This window comes from uncultured Campylobacter sp. (assembly GCF_937890585.1).
GTDB lineage: Bacteria > Campylobacterota > Campylobacteria > Campylobacterales > Campylobacteraceae > Campylobacter_A.
This window is the reverse complement of sequence record NZ_CALACG010000314.1, coordinates 1-4,438: the sequence shown is the minus strand read 5'-3', so window position 1 is coordinate 4,438 and position 4,438 is coordinate 1. Positions and strand designations below refer to the sequence as shown.

The following is a 4,438-nucleotide window of genomic DNA, read 5'->3' as shown; positions in this document are numbered from 1 at the left end:
ATGTAATATGATACAGATAAGATTATTTTTAAATAAAAGCGTATTTTATTATAAATGACTATAAGCATTTGTTTTTACGGGAGAAAGCGGTGCTATTGGGCTCTTTTTAAAATTTAAGTTCCCTAATATTAAAGCATTACTTTTAATATCCACCTTAGTTTAAATATAGCGGCTGCGCCGGCTATGCCGTTTTCAGGCCTGCCACACATTGTTCTCCAGATCCATCTTGCACAGACGAAACATTGATTTGGTGCATCGTTTAGCAAGTGACCAAGCATGTCCTTTGCTTGCTTCTCTTTGCCAGCTTCAAATAGCTCTTTTATCTGTTTGATCTTCTTCATCACCACTCCTTTTTGAGATGAATTTTAAAGTAAAAAGCAGACATTTTTTATTCCTATTTTGTTGGTATGATCCTACAAAAGGACATTAAAATAAAGATCTTTTTGACGATATATAAGAATAAATAAAATTTAAAGGCATAAGAAATGACACTATCTAAGTCCCTATATATCCGCGGTCTTCAGTGTGAAAAGAGCTTGTGGTTAAAAAAGAAAAAGCCTGAGGTTTTGCAAGCTCCGGATGACGGCGCGCAAGCGGTATTTGACACCGGTACATCAGTAGGCGAGCTAGCCTGTGAGCTCTTTGGCGGCGGCGAGAGGATAGAGTATACTGGCGACTTTGGCTTGCAGATAGCAAAAACAAAAGAGCTTATCGAGCACGGCTCAAAGGTCATATATGAGGCCACTTTTTGCTTTGATGGCATTCTTGTGATGGTCGATATCCTCCGTATCGGCAAGGACGGTCTCATCATCAACGAAGTAAAGAGCTCAACCTCGGTAAAAGAGGTCTATATCGATGATGCAAGTATTCAGTATTACGTCATTAGCTCGCTTGGCTACAAGGTGAGCGCCGTAAATATCATCCACATAGACAATAGCTACGTAAGAGGCGAGAAACTCGAGCTTGATAAGTTTTTTCACACCGAAGACGTGACTGAGCAAGTAAGGAAAAAACAAGCAGACATCCCTCAAGTTTTAAGTAAATTTGATGAAATTCTTAGCAAAGACATTGAGCCAGATATTGATATCGGCCCACATTGCTCAAACCCATATCTCTGCGATGCTTGTGGGTACTGCTGGTGCGAGCAGCGCGGCATACCAGAGTATAGCGTCTTTAACATCTCTAGGCTAAGAAGCGATAAGAAATTTGAGCTTTATAAAAGCGGTGTGGTTAAATTTGAAGATATCAAAGAGCTAGATAAATTTAACGCCTCTCAGCAGATACAAATCCGCTCCGAACTATCCAAAGAGCAGATCATAGACAAAGAGGCTATCAAAGAATTTCTAGGCACTCTTAGCTATCCGCTCTACCACCTTGACTTTGAGACATTTCAGCAGGCAGTGCCAGAGTTTGTGGGGCTTAGTCCATACGAGCAGATACCTTTTCAGTTTTCTATCCACAAAGAGGACGGCAAAGGAAATTTAGAGCATTTTGAGTTTTTAGCCGATGTCGGAGCCGATCCTAGATATGAGCTGGCACTAAATTTGATCAAATTTATCCCGCAAGATGCCTGCGTGCTAGCCTATAACATGAGCTTTGAAAAAGGAGTGATAAGACGTCTTGCCGCAAATTACCCTCAAATTTCAAGTGAGCTTATGGCGATTCATGACAATATAAAGGACCTAATGGCGCCATTTGCGAGCAAGAGCTACTATCATCCAAAGATGCAGGGCAGCTACTCTATAAAATACGTCCTACCGGCGCTCGTGCCTGAGTTTGAGTCAGCGTATAAGGATCTAAATTTGATCCACCACGGAGGCGAAGCTATGCAGGCATACGAAAACATGACGCGTATGTCAGCAAATGATCGCGAGGCCTATAAAAAAGCGCTTTTAGCATACTGCAAACTAGACACGTTAGCGATGATTAAGGTTTTAGAAAAACTAAGAGAAATCGTGCACTAAGACAAAAAATGTCCAGTTTATTAGATATAATGTTTTAAAAATAAAAGGGGAAAAGTATGAATATAGAAAAACTTGAATCTATGTTAAAACAAATCAAATTTCTAAGCGACAAGTTAGAAGCTAAAAAGTTGCGTGGCAATAACGACTATAACTTATTTTTAGCACTTCTAGATATAAACGATGAGGTTCGGTTACATTCTCGATTTATATATTCGCTTTTAGATACAAGTTCTCCACACTACCAAAAAGAGCTATTTCTAGAGCTTTTTATAAAAGCGTGCGGACTATATGATTTTGGACTAAATTTACAAACCGCAAAAGTCTATAAAGAGTACGAAAATATAGATATCTATATAACCGACGGCACGAAGCATATTATCTTAGAAAATAAAATAAATGCCGGCGATCAAGAGGCTCAGATAAAAAGATATATAAAAACCGTCCAAAAAGAAAACGACGGCGAGGCTGAAATTTATGTGCTATTTTTATCGCCGCAAGGGCGTGAGCCTAGCGACTATAGCTTGGATGGACTAAAAATCAGCAATAGTAAAATATTGGATGAATACGGCAATGAAGTAGCTAAATTCAAGGCGATTTCATATAAGGAAGAAATAATGAAGTGGCTTGGCTCGTGTCTTGATGAGGCTGGGAATTTGGCAAATTTAGCCGCCGTGATATCGCAATACAAAAACGTAATTGAAAAAATTTATGGAACCTATAAAGGAGTAGAGATGGATACTGAGGAAATAAGTAAGATAATACTAGAGAACTATGATATAGTCGATGAAATAAGAAATAAATACTTTGATATAGCCAATGCAAATAGGCTTAATGAATTTATGTCAAACGTAAAGACCGAGCTTGAAAAAAGATTATCACAAGAATGGTGCGTAGAAATAGAAGAGGCTGATACTAGAAGGTATTTTGAACCTATAAGTTTTTATAAATATAGTTGGGGCAATGAGCATATACTAACTTTTACTCTAGAATTTGATAATAGAAACTTTCTAAATCCATACATTGGACTTGCTTATGATATAGATAAAATAAATAAGGCATACGTTGATAGTATACAAGTTAAAATTTCTAGCGAATGGAATATAGGTGCGAGATTTGCCAGATGGAAATGGCTAAAAAAAGATCAATTTTTAAGAGAAATAGTCGTAAACAAATATAGCGAGTCGGAGCTGGTTAATGAACTAATAAAAATGAAAGACGAGCTAGAGCCATTGGCTGATGAAGTCATTAAGTTAGCTATAGTAGTATAGGTCAAACAGTTATTTTTGGATAGATGGTCGTCTCAATTGCTAATGCTAATGTAAAGAGTTAGTGGTTGGATGACCGATCTTAACTTTATCCATTTCTAAACTATGCCAAAAGCTCTTATGAGGATACTTTATAGACAAATTTTGTCCATTTTTTTATTTACAATAAAGGGATAGGAGTAAAACATGACCGAGCAAGAACTTTGGCAAGAGTATGATGAGTTTTCTTTTTTGGTGCAGGCTAAGTCAAGCTATGATTACGTAAATAACGCAAATTTTACTAAATATAGCAACACTGAGATGTCAAAAGATTTTTACAGGCAAGCCGTCAAGGCATTAAGCAACCCACATGATGTCATTGCTGAGAGTAAATTTATACTGCAAAATCTAAAAAACGACTTCGGCTGTGAGAGCGAATTTATAAAAGAGATATGCTTGCAAATTTTAAATATAGAAATGACCCCCTACGAGCATCAAGAAGTGGCTAAAATGATAGAAAACTATAGCTCTATCGCTTGATAAAATGGCTCTTTTGTGCCACTACTTGCAGAGTTATAAATTTTAACTCCGTTTAAAACGTCTATGTGAGATTTTGGCTCATGGATATGCCCACAAAGGATGATCTTTGCATTTAAAAGATTGTTTTTGATAAGCCTTGCAAGCTCTATATCTCCGTGATCCTTATCGTTTTTGCTGATGCTTGTGCTTGTCTTTGCTGGGGGAACGTGGGTCAGTAAGATATCACACTTTGCAAATTCAAGCATATCATCGCACAAGTAAGGCACGCAGCCAAATTTAACACCATTTATAGTCTTTATGGTGCCATCAGAGTATATGTCACTTATAGAATTTAGCCAAGATGCTGGCATATCGTGGTTGCCAGAGCATACAAATACAGGCTTTTTAAAGCTTTTTAGCCACAAAGTAGTTTGCTCTTTTTCTTGCGCGCTCTCTTTGTATAAAAAATCACCGCTAAAACAAAAGATGTCAAATTTGTCTTGAAAGGCCAAAATATAGTCAAAATAGCCAGCATTAAAGTGTAGATCGCTAGCGTGAAAAAGTTTTATGCCACTCATTTGTATCTATTAGCCTTTAATCCCCGAGTAAAGTTGTGATCAAATTTACCACCATATCTTTTTGTTTTGGCTCGCTTTGAGCGATGAACAGTGCAAGTGTAACAAGGGCGTTGTCGCTCATCCTGCGCTCGCC

General features: G+C 37.6%; 5 protein-coding genes. 3 read left to right on the top strand and 2 right to left on the bottom strand.

What is annotated here, in order from left to right:
• Positions 1-128: 128 nt before the first annotated feature.
• Positions 129-341, bottom strand: a complete 213-nt coding sequence (locus tag Q0296_RS09425) for a hypothetical protein (RefSeq protein ID WP_298039825.1) — start codon at positions 339-341, stop codon at positions 129-131.
• A 144-nt stretch (positions 342-485) separates the two neighbouring features.
• On the opposite strand from Q0296_RS09425, the gene Q0296_RS09420 reads away from it, so the two are divergent.
• From Q0296_RS09420 to Q0296_RS09410, 3 genes are all read left to right on the top strand, one after another.
• The gene (locus tag Q0296_RS09420; protein ID WP_298039822.1) at positions 486-1,964 is read left to right on the top strand and encodes a DUF2779 domain-containing protein; all 1,479 of its coding nucleotides are present in this window, start codon (positions 486-488) and stop codon (positions 1,962-1,964) included.
• Between the two features lie 56 nt (positions 1,965-2,020).
• Positions 2,021-3,232: a PD-(D/E)XK nuclease family protein gene (locus Q0296_RS09415; protein ID WP_298039817.1), complete on the top strand. Its 1,212-nt coding sequence runs from the start codon at positions 2,021-2,023 to the stop codon at positions 3,230-3,232.
• A 183-nt stretch (positions 3,233-3,415) separates the two neighbouring features.
• Positions 3,416-3,748, top strand: a complete 333-nt coding sequence (locus tag Q0296_RS09410) for a hypothetical protein (protein WP_298039815.1) — start codon at positions 3,416-3,418, stop codon at positions 3,746-3,748.
• Here Q0296_RS09410 and Q0296_RS09405 read toward each other — a convergent pair.
• Complete coding sequence (locus Q0296_RS09405; protein ID WP_298039812.1) at positions 3,730-4,305, bottom strand: metallophosphoesterase family protein; 576 nt, start codon at positions 4,303-4,305, stop codon at positions 3,730-3,732. The genes Q0296_RS09410 and Q0296_RS09405 overlap by 19 nt on opposite strands.
• Positions 4,306-4,438: the final 133 nt, after the last annotated feature.